The organism is Desulfobacterales bacterium, assembly GCA_034520365.1.
Lineage (GTDB): Bacteria > Desulfobacterota > Desulfobacteria > Desulfobacterales > Desulfosalsimonadaceae > M55B175.
The window spans coordinates 47,114-62,477 of the sequence record JAXHNP010000008.1; the positions used below are offsets into that span (position 1 = coordinate 47,114).

Annotated in this window: 14 protein-coding genes and 1 tRNA gene; 6 read left to right on the forward strand and 9 right to left on the reverse strand. The window is 51.2% G+C overall.

All coding sequences use genetic code 11. From position 1 onward, the window contains the following. Nucleotides 1–209 precede the first annotated feature (209 nt). The 5 genes from U5L07_19045 (at nucleotide 210) to U5L07_19065 (ending at nucleotide 5,172) form a co-directional block, all read left to right on the forward strand. The gene (locus tag U5L07_19045) at nucleotides 210–1,079 is read left to right on the forward strand and encodes a rhomboid family intramembrane serine protease (protein MDZ7833844.1); all 870 of its coding nucleotides are present in this window, start codon (nucleotides 210–212) and stop codon (nucleotides 1,077–1,079) included. Between the two features lie 16 nt (nucleotides 1,080–1,095). Next, nucleotides 1,096–1,647 carry an HD domain-containing protein gene (locus U5L07_19050; protein ID MDZ7833845.1) on the forward strand — a complete coding sequence of 184 codons (552 nt, stop codon included), beginning with the start codon at nucleotides 1,096–1,098 and terminating at the stop codon, nucleotides 1,645–1,647. Between the two features lie 153 nt (nucleotides 1,648–1,800). Beyond that, complete coding sequence (locus tag U5L07_19055; protein MDZ7833846.1) at nucleotides 1,801–2,496, forward strand: PTS sugar transporter subunit IIA; 696 nt, start codon at nucleotides 1,801–1,803, stop codon at nucleotides 2,494–2,496. 45 nt (nucleotides 2,497–2,541) lie between these two features. Beyond that, complete coding sequence (locus tag U5L07_19060) at nucleotides 2,542–4,287, forward strand: chloride channel protein (protein ID MDZ7833847.1); 1,746 nt, start codon at nucleotides 2,542–2,544, stop codon at nucleotides 4,285–4,287. 48 nt (nucleotides 4,288–4,335) lie between these two features. Further along, nucleotides 4,336–5,172 (forward strand): universal stress protein, encoded by an 837-nt coding sequence (locus U5L07_19065; GenBank protein MDZ7833848.1) that lies wholly within the window; start codon nucleotides 4,336–4,338, stop codon nucleotides 5,170–5,172. 4 nt (nucleotides 5,173–5,176) lie between these two features. Here U5L07_19065 and murI read toward each other — a convergent pair whose 3' ends face one another. From murI to U5L07_19110, 9 genes are all read right to left on the reverse strand, one after another. Beyond that, on the reverse strand, nucleotides 5,177–5,962 hold the full coding sequence (gene murI / locus U5L07_19070; GenBank protein MDZ7833849.1) for a glutamate racemase: 786 nt from the start codon (nucleotides 5,960–5,962) through the stop codon (nucleotides 5,177–5,179). Further along, nucleotides 5,963–6,418 carry a YkgJ family cysteine cluster protein gene (locus U5L07_19075; GenBank protein MDZ7833850.1) on the reverse strand — a complete coding sequence of 152 codons (456 nt, stop codon included), beginning with the start codon at nucleotides 6,416–6,418 and terminating at the stop codon, nucleotides 5,963–5,965. Further along, nucleotides 6,408–7,007 carry a recombination mediator RecR gene (recR, locus tag U5L07_19080; GenBank protein ID MDZ7833851.1) on the reverse strand — a complete coding sequence of 200 codons (600 nt, stop codon included), beginning with the start codon at nucleotides 7,005–7,007 and terminating at the stop codon, nucleotides 6,408–6,410. Before recR ends, U5L07_19075 begins: the two co-directional genes overlap by 11 nt. A 6-nt stretch (nucleotides 7,008–7,013) precedes the next feature. Beyond that, nucleotides 7,014–7,325, reverse strand: a complete 312-nt coding sequence (locus U5L07_19085) for a YbaB/EbfC family nucleoid-associated protein (protein ID MDZ7833852.1) — start codon at nucleotides 7,323–7,325, stop codon at nucleotides 7,014–7,016. 15 nt (nucleotides 7,326–7,340) lie between these two features. Then, nucleotides 7,341–9,149, reverse strand: coding sequence for a DNA polymerase III subunit gamma/tau (gene dnaX / locus U5L07_19090; GenBank protein ID MDZ7833853.1), 1,809 nt, complete (start codon nucleotides 9,147–9,149; stop codon nucleotides 7,341–7,343). A 278-nt stretch (nucleotides 9,150–9,427) separates the two neighbouring features. Next, nucleotides 9,428–9,517: transfer RNA gene (locus U5L07_19095), tRNA-Ser, on the reverse strand. Between the two features lie 314 nt (nucleotides 9,518–9,831). Continuing rightward, nucleotides 9,832–11,673, reverse strand: coding sequence for an ATP-binding protein (locus tag U5L07_19100; protein MDZ7833854.1), 1,842 nt, complete (start codon nucleotides 11,671–11,673; stop codon nucleotides 9,832–9,834). A 102-nt stretch (nucleotides 11,674–11,775) separates the two neighbouring features. Then, nucleotides 11,776–13,278, reverse strand: a complete 1,503-nt coding sequence (locus tag U5L07_19105; GenBank protein ID MDZ7833855.1) for a DegQ family serine endoprotease — start codon at nucleotides 13,276–13,278, stop codon at nucleotides 11,776–11,778. A 7-nt stretch (nucleotides 13,279–13,285) separates the two neighbouring features. Then, complete coding sequence (locus U5L07_19110; protein ID MDZ7833856.1) at nucleotides 13,286–13,960, reverse strand: hypothetical protein; 675 nt, start codon at nucleotides 13,958–13,960, stop codon at nucleotides 13,286–13,288. 490 nt (nucleotides 13,961–14,450) lie between these two features. Here U5L07_19110 and U5L07_19115 point away from each other — a divergent pair, with 490 nt between their 5' ends. After that, entirely contained in the window at nucleotides 14,451–15,338 is an 888-nt protein-coding gene (locus U5L07_19115; protein MDZ7833857.1) for a DMT family transporter, read from the forward strand. The last annotated feature ends 26 nt before the right edge of the window (nucleotides 15,339–15,364 follow it).

A 15,364-nucleotide genomic window follows, 5' to 3' on the forward strand; every position in this document is an offset into this window, starting at 1 on the left:
TTACGCTGATCACGGTAAATTTGTTCTATCTATTTTTCAGGCGGGCACGGTGGCCCGCGAGAATGCCGACATTTTGTAGGGTCGGCCACCGTGCCGACCTTACATGCGAACAACCCCATGGCTATGGGGTTGTTCGCCAGAACAAATTCACCGTGTACGCTGATCGCTGTGCTTTTAATTTGAGTCGATCAGTGATAAGTACTTTTAAAATGATACAGCTGTTTGCCAATTTGTCATCCGAGCAGGCCAATATCTGCAGCCTGGTGCTCGCTTCAGCCGGTATTGCCCACCGGGTCAGAAAAGATCCATACGGGTGGGCGGTCTGGGTGAAAGCCGAGTCGTATGAGGCCGCCCATCAGGCCATGCAGGATTATTTTTACGAAAACCGCCAGCCCGCCGCCCACGACCCGCCGGAAAGCCGGCCGAGGTATGACAACCGGTTTGTTGAGGCTCTTTTTGCCGCGGTTTTTTTGATGGTATGGCATCTGGCCTTTGATGTCGCCGATGCCCATAAAATGGTAATTCAAAAATTCGGGGCAAATGCGGCCAATATATTGGACGGAGAGATCTACCGGGCGGTCACGGCCTTGATGATCCATTCGGATGCCGCGCACCTGGCCGGCAACATGGTGGGGATCGTGGTATTCGGCACAGCCGTGGCCGCAGAAACCGGCTGGGGGCTTGGGTGGCTGATGATTTTGGTTTCCGGGATTTCCGGGAACTTCTTAAACGCCATGCTCTATGAATCCGGGCACCTTTCGGTGGGCGCATCCACATCGGTCTTCGGGGCGCTTGGTATTCTTGCCGGATACCAGGGGATACGCAGATTCCGGGCCCGGCGAAACCGGCTTGCCGGGCTGGTGCCGCTGGCATGCGGGCTGGCGCTTTTGGGCTTTGTGGGTTCCGGGGAAAACGTGGATATCATGGCCCATCTGATGGGGTTTACGACCGGCATCGCAATGGGTGCCGGCTATGTGTTTTTGTTCCGGATGCCGCCCAATAAGTATGTTCAGGCCGGCTCCCTGGGTCTGGTGCTGACGATTATTTTTCTGGCATGGGGGATAGGGGCTGGTGCATAAGCCAAAAGGAGTATGAATGAAACCGCTTGCCAACCTTTTGTTTGAAGCCAAAATGTTAAAAGATATCCCCCGCGCGGGGTTTGCCTTTCTGGGCGCCGGCAATGAGTCGGTGGCCGCCCATTCCTTTGCCGTCACCTTTATCGCCTATGTCTTGTCCCGCATGGTGCCGGAAGTTGATGCCCACCGGCTGATATCCATGTGTCTGGTTCATGATTTGCCGGAAGCCCGGATCGGAGATCAGAATTACGTGAACAAGCAGTATGTAAAGCCGGATGAGGCCCAGGCAGTGGCGGACTGTACCCGGCAGTTGCCCTTTGCCGAGGATTTGTCCGGATTGATTGATGAATTCAACGAGCAGATTACCCCGGAGGCAAAGCTGGCCCATGATGCGGACCAGCTGGCCTTTATCCTGGATCTCAAGGCGGTAAAGGATATCGGGGGCAAAACGCCGGATAAATGGCTTCCGGTGGTCAAGGATCGGCTGAAAACCGATTTCGGCAGAAAGCTGGCCGAAGAAATTCTGCAGACCGAATGGGATGCCTGGTGGCGGGATAACTATTACGAATAGCGGCTTTTATAAAAGCCTGAAGCCTTATAGCCTTATAGGAAAGTCCTTGATAATTATTTATTTTTCGTGTTAACATTATTGTTTATGTAAAAAAAATCAGGCGGGTTGGGATTTTCCTGGTGCTGTCTGAGCAATGGATGACGGATAAGAACCATGCAGCTTGATTTGCAAGAATTTGCGGAATGCCTTGATATGCCCCCGAGTACGGTGGAGCGGTGGATTCGTCAGGGCCGTATTCCGGTCCGGAAAAGAGCCAATGTCTGCGAGTTCAGCCAGCCATTGATCGAGAAATGGGCAGAGGCCAACCATCTGAAGTTTGTTCCGCCGGGTGAGAACAGGCATCCGGAGGCAGAAGAAACAAATGAGGCGCTCGATGATCTGCCATCGGTCATGCGCCGGGGCGGGGTGTTCTATGATATTGAAGGCAAAAGCGTATCCGGGATGCTCTGGTCAGCGGTGGAGAAGGCGCCTTATTTTGAAGCGCCCGAGCAGAAAAAGGCGCTTTATGAGAGTCTTATGGCGCGGGAGGAGATGATGTCAACCGGCATCGGCAAGGGGGTTGCCATTCCCCATCCGCGCACGCCCATGACCGAAAATGAAATTCCGGCATTTATCAGCACCTGTTTTCTGAAAAGACCGATCGACTATCAGGCCATTGATAAAAAACCGGTGTTTGTTCTGTTTGTCCTGGTCAGTCCGTCAGCCAAACTCCATCTTCACCTGCTGGCCCAACTCTCCTTTTGCCTCCGGGATGAGTCGTTTCTGAAGCTGCTGGGCAAATATCCGACCCCTGAGGAGTTGTATGCCAATATCGCCGAATTTTCCGAGCGTATCGAATCTTCTGCCTGAGACAGACGGTACGCCGTATAATTGAATATAAGCGGTAATAAAACATTGGCCCGATTTTCAGTCCTAAAACTCTTGCGTTATCCTTCCCGCTGGATTCTTTTCCGGCTTGATGACCGGCTGCTCCTGATTATCATCGGCGCATTGGTAGGCATTTGCAGCGGCCTGGCGGCGGTGGCCATGTACCAGGGGCTGCGGGCAATGTTTGAATGGATGCACCACTACCGGCATTTCTGGTGGGCATTTCTTTTGCCGGGCGCTGGTGCCGCCATCGCCGCAATCTTTTTAGAAAAGGTATTAAAGGAAGGTGCGGGGCACGGGGTGCCGGAAGTGGTCTACAGCGTAAGCCGCTATGGCGGGCTCATGCGGCTGCGCTCAAGCTTTTCCCGCCTGATATCCGGTTGCCTGACCATTGGCAGCGGCGGATCAGCCGGACCGGAAGCGCCGGTGGTCATGAGCGGGGCGGCCATCGGCTCAAATATTGCCCAGTATTTTTCCCTAAATGACCGCCAGCGCGTGGCCATCGTGGGCTGTGGTTCCGCAGGCGCCCTGGCTGCGATCTTTAACGCCCCGATTGCCGGGCTGGTGTTTACCATAGAGGTGATTGTGGGCGAATGGTCGGCGGTCAATATCGTACCCATCGCCATTGCCTCAGTGGCCGGGGCGGAAGTCTGCCGGCTGATCCAGGGAAACCAAATCGCTTTTACCAGTATGGATTTCCATGTGGACCTGATTGACACCCTGGCCTGCGTGGGGCTGGCGGTTTTTACCGCCGCCGCCTCCGTGTTGCTGACCCGGGCGCTGCGCCATTCCAGCGGAATTTCCCAAAAGCTTTCCCAAAAAGTATCCATGCCTTTCTGGATGCGTCCCTTCCTCGGCGGATGTATGGTGGGGCTCATCGGCCTGGTGCTGCCGGAAGTCTTAGGCGAGGGCTATCACACCATTCAGGAAATGGTAACAGGCGTTTTCAGCCAGGGCCTGCTGCTTGTCACAGTCCTCATGCTGGCCAAGATTCTGGCCACGGCATTAACCCTTGGCTGGGGCGGCTCCGGCGGCATATTTGCGCCGTGTCTGGTGATCGGGAGTTTTACCGGGCTGGTCTACCATCGGTTTATTGATTTTCTGGGCCCGGGTGTGGGCTGGGTGGATGAGGGGTGTTTTGCGCTTTTGGGCATGGCCGGCTTGGTCAGCGGCATCCTGCAGGCGCCGTTGACCGGCATCTTTTTGATCGTCGAGGTCACCGGCGGGTACGGGGTGATTCTGCCATTGATTTTGGTGTCCGCGGTTTCCGCCACCGTGACCCATGCGTTTGAGCCGGCCTCCTTTTATTTGAAAGAACTGGTGGAAAAAGGGCATTACCTGCGCCCGCGGACCGATGAGCGGGTGCTTGCGGATCTCACGGTGCGCGAGCTGGTTGAAAAAGACTGCATTGCGGTTTATAAAAATATGAAACTGGGGGATTTTGCCAAAATCGTCAAAAAATCCCATCGCAATTTTTTTCCGGTGGAAGATGAAAATACCGGGGATTTTGTCGGAATGATCCATCTGGATGACATTCGGGAATATCTGTTTGATCCGCTTTTATATGAAACCGTATTTCTGGAGCAGATCATGGATACCCATGTGGATACTGTTGATCTGGACGATGATTTAACGGATGTGCTGGAGCGCATGGACCAAAAGAACCTGTTCAGTATGCCGGTGGTGGTCAACAACCGGTTTATCGGCATGATCTCAAAAGCCACCCTGCTGGATAAATACCGCAGTGAACTGATGGTACAATCTTATTACTAATACCCAACACCTAATACCTAATACCTATTATGCAAGGAGACGGTCGTCATGGACTTACAGCTTTTGCATATTTTCAGAAACAATCCGCTCGGAAGGGAACTTTTGCTCCAATCCGCCTATTTCTGCCGTGCGCTGGGGATTTTGCCCGTTCTTTACGTACCCCAGTATGTAAAGTTTCTGATGTATTTTGAAAACGATGTGGTTCAGGTGGATCTTGACGGCTCCTACCTTCGGGCCCCTGAAACAGCCAGGGATCATGCGGCTGAAATTCTCCGGCAGCAGGGGCTGCCCGAGCCCAAGTTCCTGGAGCCGAAGAATTTTACCGCCTCAACTCTACCGGACCTGCCGGTAAACTTTGACTTCATGTGCTGTCCGAGAACCATCAGTGATTTGTCCTCAAAAATCGGTCTGGGCTATATCGGGCCCCGGGTGCGGCGGATTATTCATTCGGCCCGTTTTCCCGTGTTACTCGGCTGTTCAGTGTATCAACCGTGGGAGAGTATCTGCGTGTTTTTCGGCGGTTCAGCCAATGCCGTCAAGGCGCTTCGGGCCGGATTTCGACTGGCCCGACTGACGGGGTTTCCGCTGGATGTATTTACCCAGGAGGACAAGCGGGATCGAAGCTACTATGAAGGCGTGATCGAGAAGGAAAACCTGGGGTCGGAGATGGACAAGTATGTCCGGGAGTGGCGGATTTGGGATTCAGGCAACTTTATCGACAACCTGTATGACGTCCCCTATGACGCCCTGGTCATTGCCGGGGCATACGGCCACGGGGCTATCAAGGAAGTGCTGTTTGGATCAACCCTGGAGAAAATACAAACCCATCTGCCGAACACCCTTTTAATTGTCGGGCCCAACTACCGGGCGGCCATGGCAGGTTGATCGGCTATAGACTCACGTGTTCAAGCGCAATATCCTGCTTGATCACGGCGCGGGCGGTTTTTTTAAACTGGGGGGTAATATCTGAGACAAAGAACCGGTTATTTCCGGTTTTGGAAAGCGCCTGGTCGATCTCCGGACGCTCGTCTAAAAAACTTCGAATTTCGCGGGCGAGCGCCATGGAAGAGTCGATGATGGCCACTTTTTTACCGATTTTGTGGGCGATAATCGACTTTAACAGCGGATAGTGGGTGCAGCCGAGAATCAGGGTGTCGATCTGGCGGACCTTTAGCGGGTGGAGGTATTTCTTAACGATCATCCGGGTCTCCGGCTTTTTCAGCCAGCCCTCCTCGACCAGGGGCACCAGAAGCGGGCAGGGGCTGGAGTAAACCCGGGCGTCCGGCGTCTTTTCATGGATTTTTCGTTCATAGATCCCGCTTGATATGGTGGCGCGGGTGCCGATCACGCCAATGGCCTTTTTTTTCGATATCTCCAGGGACTGGTTGACCGCCGGGGTGATCACCTCGTAGATGGGCAGATCGAATTGGGCGTTAACCGTTTCTGTGGCCACACTGGAGGCGGTGTTGCAGGCCATCACCACCAGCTTGGCCCCTTGATCCAAAAGAAATCGGGTGTTTTGCACGGAATAGTCGACAACCGTGCGGCTGCTTTTGTTGCCATACGGGGTCCGGGCCGTGTCGCCGAAATAGACGATGTCATAGCCCGGCAGTTGGTCCATAACCGCCCGCACCACCGTGAGTCCGCCAATGCCCGAGTCAAAAATTCCGATCATCTAAGCCGCACCGGTTTTCTGGTTATCCGAATCCTCAGAGGCATCCTCTGCTCTCTCCAGCGCATCCAGCTGTTTACGCACACATGCCTTTAATGGCGCGATGGGCACATCCGGGTTTATTCCCGGGCACATGCCGGCCATGATCTGCCAGTTGTAGGGATCCGCGAGAACGCTTTCAATAAACGGCCAGGCCTTGCACATCCGGGGTTTCACCGGATGGATGGTGCAGAGCCGGTCCCAGAAGACGCAGTAGCCGTCATCTTTTTGGGCCAGGTAAAGATGCTTGCCCGCGCGCTGGCAGTAGGCGGTGATCAGATGCTCGCAGGAAATCTCAAGGTAATCGGCGATATTTTGGATATCCCGGCCGGTAAGCCGGGTGCCGCCAAAGCCGATGCAGCAGTCCCCGCACTGCCGGCATTGGAAAAATTCTTCCGGACAATTCGGATCAAACCGCACGGCGGCCCTCCAGCGCTTTTTTCAGCGTGACCTGGTCCACGTATTTGAGTTCCCCGCCCATGGGAACGCCCGAGGCAATGCGGGTGACTTTGACCGGGTGGCGGGATAACTGCTCGTGGATATAGGCAGCCGTACTTTCGCCTTCCACATTGGTGCCGGTGGCGATGATCACCTCTTTGACCGATCCCCGGGAAACCCGCTCGATTAACTCCCGGATGCGGATATCCCCCGGGCCGATGCCGTCCATAGGAGATAAAAGCCCCTGCAGGATATGGTAATGGCCTTTGTAGGAGGCGGTTTTTTCAATCGCCACCATGTCCACGGGATGCTCCACCACGCAGATCAATTGTTCGTCCCGGGCGGGATCATTGCAGATGCGGCAGAGTTCCTCATCGCTTAAGGCAAAGCACTGGCGGCAGAGCCGGACCTTTTCCTTTAATTCCTTGAGGCTTTCCGCGAGTTCGACCACCTGGTTTTTGGGCGCCTGAAGCAGATACATGGCCAGGCGCTCAGCCGATTTTTCGCCGATGCCGGGGAGCTTGGACAGGTTGCGGATCAGCCGGGTAATGGATGCCGGATACTGGATCATGAATTATTACATCATGCCCGGAATATTCATGCCCCCGGTGAGCTTGCTCATCTCCTCGGAGACCATCTGCTGGGACTGGGCCAGGGCGTCGTTTACCGCGGCCACGATCAGGTCCTGCAGCATCTCCACATCTTCCGGATCCACCACCTCTTTTTCAATGGAGACGGAGACGATCTGCTGCCGGCCGTTGGCCACGGCTTTGACCATCCCGCCGCCGGCTGAGGCCTCGATGGTCTTGTCCGCCATCTCCTCCTGGAGCTTTTCCATTTTATTCTGAAGCTGCTGCGCCTGCTTCATCATTTTTCCCATGTTTTTCATGACTTTAAATTCCTCCTATAGAATCTTTACGTCTATGATCTGGCCCTGAAACAGTTTCATGGCAGCTTCCACCATGGGGTGGTGGAGCGCCTCCTGCTTTAACTGCCGGGCCTCTTGTTTATTGGTCTTTTCGCATGATCCGGCCGCCTGCTGCTGGCTGACGATGGAGACCGCAATGGTTTTATTAAAATGCCGGCCGCAGATTTTTTCAAGTATCTGTCGGTTTTTGTCCCGGGTGACCCAGTTCATGTGAAACTGGTTCGGCGGCATTTCGACCTCGATCTGTTCCTCGCCGATCGATTTCAGCCGGCTTTCCGTAAGGCAGGCGGCAAGGGACGGCTGATTTTCCGACAGGGCCTTAAGGATGCATTGCCAATGCTCATCCGGGGTTTCCGGGGGTGGCTCAGGCGAAGGGCCGGGTTCGGGTTCTGCCTGGGCCTGACCGGTCGCTGTTTCGCTTTCAGAAATTCCATACGCAGCCGGATCAGCCGAAGAATCAAGCGGCGGCTCAACCGAAGCAATCGACTCAGCCGGACTGCCTGACCGATCCGCTGTCTGGCTGGGCGGCGGCTCTTCAGCCTCATGTCCCCGGCTTTCTGATGCGGGTTCAGGTGTCTGTTCCGGCGGGGGCGGGTTCGGCGCAGCTTTTGGCGAAATGTCCGCTGCACCGCCGTTTTTATGGAACTCCTGTCTTAAAAGATCAAGCTTTTCAATCAACGTGTCAAAGGAAAGCGCGGGCTTTATCTGCAGAATCCGGAGAAACGCCATTTCAAGCGCCAGTTTCGGCTGGGTGGAATACTTGACAGCGGTTTCCTCCTTAAACAGCACATCCAGGATCTGGTTTAGATAGGTGGCGGGGATATCGGCCACCTGGGCCTCAATGGCCTCGCGTTCATGCTTTGGGATATCCGCCAGGGTCTCTGCGCCCCCGCCCATTTTAACCACCAGCAAATTCCGGAAATGGGCGATGATCTCGGTGAAAAGTTTCATCATATGCTGGCCGCGGCGATAGCCGCTGTCAATTAATTCAAGCACGGTGCCGGTATCTCCCTTAAGCACCGCCTCAGAAACGGCAAACAGATCCCGCCGGTCAATTCCGCCCAAAACATCCAGAATGGCCTGGGTATCAATATCCTCAAGCGCACAGGCCATGATATGATCCAAGAGGCTCAGCGCATCGCGCACGCTGCCGTCTGCCTCCCGGGCCACCAGGGAAAGGCCTTCCTCATTGATATCAATCCCTTCCGCCTGGCAGAGGTTTGACATGTGGGCAATCAATGCATCGATTTCCACCCGCCGGAAGTCATGCCGCTGGCAGCGGGAGAGAATGGTGATGGGAATTTTGTTGGGCTCGGTGGTGGCAAAGAAAAACATCACATGGGCCGGGGGCTCCTCAAGGATCTTTAGCAGGGCGTTAAACGCCGCATCGCTTAGCATGTGGACTTCATCCACAATATAGATCTTATAGGGGCTGTGGGCCGGCATGTAGCGGGCGTTTTCCCGCAGTTCCCGGATATGCTCCACTTTGTTGTTTGATGCCCCGTCGATCTCAAACACATCCGTGGCGTGGCTATTCCGGATCTCGATGCAGGAGCGGCATTCGTCGCAAGGCGTGACCGTGGGGCCTTCGGCGCAGTTGACGCATTTGGCGAGAATCCGGGCCACCGTGGTCTTTCCGGTGCCGCGCGGCCCGGCAAACAGGATGGCGTGGGCCAGCCGCCCGGATGCCACGGCGTTGCTAAGCGTCCGGGTGATATGTTCCTGCCGGACCACTTGGTCAAACCGCTGCGGGCGGTATTTTCGGGCTAGCACCTGGTATGCCATGCATTAATCCTTGATTAGGTTCTGATCCTGCCGGGCAGGATCACGGGCTTCCTTCCTTTTAAAACGTTGCTGAGGCAGAAAATGAGTTGGAGCGACGGCATGAAAAGGAAGGTGCAACTCAATGTCATTAACTTTAGCCTACCGCCGCTGTCATTTCGAGGAACGGCAGTGACGAGAAATCTTAAAAAATCACTCAATCATAAGATTTTTCGCTGGCGCTCGAAATGACAACCGAGAATATTTTCAATCTAAATAGCATTGAGGCACAAAATTAAAAATGGCGGAGAGAGAGGGATTCGAACCCTCGGTACCCGTTAGGGTACACACGCTTTCCAGGCGTGCACCTTCAGCCGCTCGGTCATCTCTCCGCAGTCTGCAAATAGAAAATGAAATGCTGTCTTGCACCGCAATTTTGAAATGCTATTTGGTACAAGACCCATCACTTACTGTCAACCTCTTTCTGCTGCTTCTTTCTGCTTTGCAACCAGGGTTATTTAGTCTGACGGCAAACCCAAAGATGATTCTGCCTGTATTGAGGATTAACTTGCAATTTCCTGTTTGATAACTTCAGCATTAGTTGATGCCTTGCCACGGCTTATAAAAAGAGCATGATACCAGCACTGGAAAATGGGCTGAATGAATAATATCGCGGACTTTGGCGCCGATGTAACCAAGCCCGATTTTATAATGCAGTCGCTAAAGTGAATGTAAACTTAGCGCCAGCCCCATGCTGTGATTCCACCCAGATCGTTCCGCCATGCGCCCGAATAATTTCTTTGCTGATAGATAAGCCAAGGCCAGAGCCACCCGGTTCATAACCCTCAATTTGAGTGAATTTTTGAAAAATTTTTGACTGATAGAACTCTGGAATGCCGGGGCCGTTATCCATCACCGAAATATAGACAAATTTTTCCGAAAATTTTACATAAATACCGATCCTTCCGGTGTTTTTCGGAACATATCGCAATGCGTTGGATACCAGGTTTGTCAATACCCAGGTGATTTTATCGGCGTCGGCGCGGACTTGGGGAATATCATCAGGAATTTTAACCTCGAGTTCCACCCTTTTGTTTTCAAAATGGGCCTGAAGCGAATTTTTAACATGGTCAATTGGAGAGTGAATGGATATTGGCGCCAGCTCCATTTCAATCTGTCCGGATTCGATCTTGGAGAGATCAAGTAAATCATTAACCATTGATTTTAAACGCTTGAGCTCATCATTTGCGCCTTGCAACAGATCGCGTTCCCGGGTGTCCAATTTATCTGACGTATTGTCCAGCAACAAGCCAAGGCTCATGCCCATGCTGCCTAACGGGGTGCGAAGTTCATGGGAAGCAGCCATCACAAACTCGGTTTTTAACCGTTCGAGTTCCTTAAACCAGGTGATGTCCTTTAGCATCATCACGATACCGGTCACAGCATTTGTGTCGTCAACGATCGGGGTCATCGAGCAGGAATAATGTTTTTTCCCACCTGAATTTTCAATTGCTATGATACTTTCTTCTTCATCTGCCTCAGGTGCTTCCCCGGTTTCAGCAATTGTCTGCAGGCGCTGACAAATCTTTTCATCCGGTATGATTTCGCTGCAGGATTTGGATAAACATTTCTCCGATGGTTTTCGAAGAATATCACAGGCCGCCGGATTGATATCTGTGGATTTAAGCGCATGATCAAATACAATTAACCCATCTCCGATATTTTTCAGGATGGCCTCCCCTTTTTGTTTTTCGGCAATAATGCGGCCGACATTGAGCTGATTGTATTCTTCCAGTTTGGCGGCCATTTGATTGAATTCCGTTGCCAGTCTCCCAAGTTCATCGTTGCTTTTTGCGGGCACGGAAACGGCATAGTTACCATTGGTGATTTGTTTGGCCGCTGTCATCAAATGATTAAGCGGTTCGGTGATCCGCCGCGAAATTATTAGACTGAAAATCACGACAGCCAGGAGCCCGGCGGCTGCCACAGCGGCGGTAGACCACACAGCCCGGTCAGCCATTCGATTGGTATGAAGGTTGTTTTCATACATGATGTCTTCATTGGTATCACTTAATTGGATACATTTATCACGTATCTGATCCGCTACCGGGGCAATGGCTTCCTGGTACAGTTTTTTTCTGGTTTCAAAGGATTGATCTGTGTGATTTGCCAGTTCAATGAATTGTGAAAAGTTATGAACGTAATCCGAATAACGAGCCTCAATAGCCTTTAAAAGCTTTGACTCCCCGGGAACATAAACATTATCCTTGGCGCGGGTCAGCGATTTTAAAAAAGCCACTTCGTTTTTCCGGAACTGTTGTAGGCCAATTTCCCTTGAACCCAAAAAAGCCATCAACACCGCGTTTTCCTGGCGCTCAAGGGCCTCGATCATACTCTCTGCTGCAAGAATGCTTTTGTGATTTTCATGAAGCATGACATCGCTGGTCTGGCTGATGGCAATGATATGTCCAACCGACCACGCTATGACCAGACCCAGCAAAATAACGGCAACACCATAACCGATGAAAATTTTTTTTTGTAAAGTCATTGGTGTGTTACTTTAAGATCGGTTTATTTTTGTCTCTTAAGTAAAAGTTCAAATCGGCTCGCGGGGTTCATGAGCCGATTTGAACCTATTGATGGTGGCAGGTTACTTGGTTAATGTGACAACAACCAGACCCCGCCGGGGTCGCTTGATAAGAAACTGAACTTTATCACCTTCCTCGACATTCTTAATAATCTTCTGGCAGTCTGCAACTGAGCTGACCGACTTGTGCTTGATTTCAGTAATAATATCATTTTTCTGGATACCCGCTTTGTCCGCCTTGCTTCCAGCCTTGACGTCGACCACAATAACACCGGCATCCTGATTAATATTTAACTTTTCAGCCAGCTGCGGGGTAATATTTGCAATCGCAATCCCCATGTTAGCCGACTCCTTATCTTCCTTTGCCCCTTTTCCATGAAGCGCTGCTTCATCCCGTTTTGCAATTTCAACCGTGAGGGTTTTGGTATCACCATCCCGGTAAACTTTAATTTTTGCCTTTTCCCCGACAGAAAGGTTAGAAATCTTATTGGAAAGCTCCCGGGCGGAGTCGACTTTTTTGCCGTTGACAGAGATAATTATATCATTGGGCTTCAAGCCGGCTTTGTCTGCCGGATCTCCCTTGAATACGCGGGTAACGAGGACTCCGTGATCGACATCATAATACGCCTTCAGATCTTTGTCTAAACTTTGAATGCCAACACCTAACCAGCCCCGGGTAACTTCCCCGCTTTCTTTAAGTTGGGCTACAATGTCCTTGGCCATGCTTGAGGGAACGGCAAAACCGATGCCTTCACCAGCGGCCAGGATAGCGGTATTGATGCCTATAACCTCGCCCTTCATATTAAGGAGTGGCCCACCGCTGTTTCCGGGGTTAATGGAGGCATCGGTTTGAATGAAATCATCATACGGACCGGCGCCGATCACCCGGCCTTTTGCGCTGATAATGCCGCTGGTAACCGTATGTTCAAGCCCAAATGGATTGCCGATCGCGAGCACCCATTGTCCGATTGCCATTTTGTCTGAATTTCCCAGTTCAAGCTCTGGAAGCTTTTTGTCCGAATCGATTTTAAGTAAGGCCAGGTCTGTTGGGGGATCACTGCCGATAATTTCTGCCGAATACTCTTTGCCGCTTTTTAGTTTGACCTTGACTTGGTCGGCATTCTTGATGACATGATAATTGGTTACAATATAGCCTTCTGTATCTATAATAAATCCGGATCCCAGGCTTCTTTGCTGGAACTGCTGTTGCGGCAGGTTGCCGAAAAATTTTTCAAAAAATTCTCTTAATTGTTGCTGATTGCCCTGGGGCCCCTGAAAAAAATACTGAAAGGCCTGGCCCGGCTGACTCTCGATAGTCTTAACAGTCCGAATGTTAACCACCGCCGAACTTGCCTTCTCCGAGAGTTTTGTGAAGCTCTGCGGGCTGATTTGCGCTGTCGATGCGTTTGTGTCATTCGCCCAAAATAACGCAGGAACGACAAGAAATATCGCAACAATCAATAAAGAAAAAATGATCTTTTGATAACGTTTAATTTTTTTGTTTCCTCGGATAAAGTGCATTGTCAATCTCCTTCTGACTTTTTTGCATTCAGGTGATTCGGTCAATCAGCAATTAATCATCATCAAGCGTAATGACGGAGTCCGCTATCAGTTCCTGCTTTTCCCAGAAATCACTGCTCATTTCACCGGTGACGCTCACGTAGTCGCCTTCTTCAACATTTTGATAGCCTTTGTTATCCAGGGGATTGTAGGGCATCTTTCTGGTATCAATGCGAAGTTCCTGTTCACCCTCATCGATTATGAATTCCCTTCCTTCAACATCTGATACAGTGCCTCGAACCGTGGTTGCTCCAGGCTCAACCGGCGTGGTGACCCAGTAATCGCTGCCGCCATATTCTTTATCACCTTCTTCATCTGTGTCACTGGCATAGAAATAAGTGCCCATGTTTTCGACATAAACACTGCTGGCCTCGATCGTGTCTGTTGAATACATGTTATCATCGACTTCGCCATAGACGGTGACGCGGTCGCCTTCAAGCTTTTCTCTGTCTTTTTCATACCATTGCCAGCCATCCATTTCCACGGTAATGATATTATCGCCATAATCCAGTGTAAACGATTGGGGCGTTGTTTCTATGGCCGTGCCATCAATGCTGATCCATGTTTCGTCGGGCTCAAGATACGGATCCTCTTCCGTTTTTTTTGCATACGCATTGCCGACAAAAACCGTCAGCCCAAAGATCAGTATCAGCATAAGTCCAATTCCCTTTAAGCTGAAACGTCTCATTTTTAACCTCCTTATTTTTTGTTCAAAATTTACAAATTTTACCCAATGGGAATGTCTTTTGGGTTCCCAAAAAGCTTAATTTATTTATTCACTGATAAAAGCAAATCACATGCCAAGATTATGGCTACCGGTATGAAGGGGTTGAAAAGAGGCGTCGGGTTTGAGTGGATTGAAATTTGCAAGACAAAAAACAGGCCATATTGCAATTTGCAATACCTGGAAGATAGAAACACCTTTACAATTAATGACCGCCACCCCTTTGATTGTATGCAACTTTAAATAATTCTGTTTGAATCTTTGTGTTTATTGATTGCTGGCATTACCTTTGCTGAAAATAGGCAGAGCAAAATTTTCAACAAAAGTAGGATTGAATTGCACTAAAAACAAACTTAACCTGTTTTCGGGTTCAGGATAGGTCAGGATCGAAAGTCAATTTTCTCAATTATCGAATAGAGTTGCATGTTTGTCTACTCATGGGAGGAAAACGGTTATGAAGAATCTATTCTATCTGGCGTTAATCACACTGGCGGAAGCCACCATCGGAGTATTTGTCAAACTGGCCGGAGATGCCATACCGGTCTTTACCCTAAACTGCTACCGGGTCGGGTTTGCTTTTTTATTCCTGTTGGCAACGGTTCCTTTCATCAAGCGCGATTTCTGGGAGATGGACCGGGATGACATCAAGCCGTTGTTCTTTATCGGTCTGTTCATTGCCCTGCAGATCAGCCTGTTCAACATCGCCATGACCCTGGCGCCCATTGCCAACGTGGTGATTTTTTGGAGTGTGGCCCCCTTTTTCGTCTTTATCTTCTCCTGGTTTTTCCTTAAAGAAAAGGCCCGGAAATCCCACATCCTGATTTTCATCATCGCCCTGGCCGGCATTTTTATCGCCAAACCCCTAAAAGGAACGGCCAACCTGGGCAATGCCATCGCCCTGTGCTCCGGGCTGACCTATGCGGCCATGGTCACCTACATGCGGTATGAAGGACGCGATGAATCCCCCAGCATGGTGGTCTGGTACATGGCCGTCGCCACCCTGCTGCTTTCGCCGGCCCTGTTTATTTTCGGGCCGGGAGAAGTATTTCTGATGAAAAGCTACCCTGCCATAGGTGTCAATCTGCCGATTATGCTGTGGGTAATGTGCCTTGGCGTTTTTTCCACCGGTGTGGCCTATCTGTTCATCTCGCTGGTGCTGCAGCATATCTCAGCCAATGTCTACTCTCTGGTGGATATCATCGTCTCGCCGGTCGTCGCCGCTGCTTTCGGCTACCTGGTATTTAATGAGGTTCCATCCATAAACCTCATCTTTGGTGGGATTTTGTTGTTGGCCTCAGGTTTCTGGCTGAGCTGGGACATGCAGAATCGGGAGCGGACCTAAATCCTCAGACCGGGTATACAGAGGAC